General features: G+C 54.0%; 1 protein-coding gene. It reads right to left on the bottom strand.

All coding sequences use genetic code 11. From position 1 onward, the window contains the following. Positions 1–146: 146 nt before the first annotated feature. On the bottom strand, positions 147–878 hold a 732-nt coding region (locus ACOTW6_RS21865; protein ID WP_373890834.1), incomplete at its 5' end, for an IS5-like element IS5 family transposase.

The raw sequence follows: 878 nt of genomic DNA, 5'->3' as shown, positions 1-878 counted from the left end.
GGAAGGTGCGAATAAGCGGGGAAATTCTTCTCGGCTGACTCAGTCATTTCATTTCTTCATGTTTGAGCCGATTTTTTCTCCCGTAAATGCCTTGAATCAGCCTATTTAGACCGTTTCTTCGCCATTTAAGGCGTTATCCCCAGTTTTTAGTGAGATCTCTCCCACTGACGTATCATTTGGTCCGCCCGAAACAGGTTGGCCAGCGTGAATAACATCGCCAGTTGGTTATCGTTTTTCAGCAACCCCTTGTATCTGGCTTTCACGAAGCCGAACTGTCGCTTGATGATGCGAAATGGGTGCTCCACCTTGGCCCGGATGCTGGCTTTCATGTATTCGATGTTGATGGCCGTTTTGTTCTTGCGTGGATGCTGTTTCAAGGTTCTTACCTTGCCGGGGCGCTCGGCGATCAGCCAGTCCACATCCACCTCGGCCAGCTCCTCGCGCTGTGGCGCCCCTTGGTAGCCGGCATCGGCTGAGACAAATTGCTCCTCTCCATGCAGCAGATTACCCAGCTGATTGAGGTCATGCTCGTTGGCCGCGGTGGTGACCAGGCTGTGGGTCAGGCCACTCTTGGCATCGACACCAATGTGGGCCTTCATGCCAAAGTGCCACTGATTGCCTTTCTTGGTCTGATGCATCTCCGGATCGCGTTGCTGCTCTTTGTTCTTGGTCGAGCTGGGTGCCTCAATGATGGTGGCATCGACCAAGGTGCCTTGAGTCATCATGACGCCTGCTTCGGCCAGCCAGCGATTGATGGTCTTGAACAATTGACGGGCCAGTTGATGCTGCTCGAGCAGGTGGCGGAAATTCATGATGGTGGTGCGATCCGGCAGGGCGCTATCCAGGGATAATCGGGCAAACAGGCGCATGGAGGCGAT

Source organism: Enterobacter cloacae complex sp. IR5403 (genome assembly GCF_049238705.1).
Taxonomy (GTDB): Bacteria; Pseudomonadota; Gammaproteobacteria; order Enterobacterales; family Enterobacteriaceae; genus Enterobacter; species Enterobacter hormaechei_C.
This window is presented reverse-complemented; position numbering and strand designations above follow the sequence as displayed.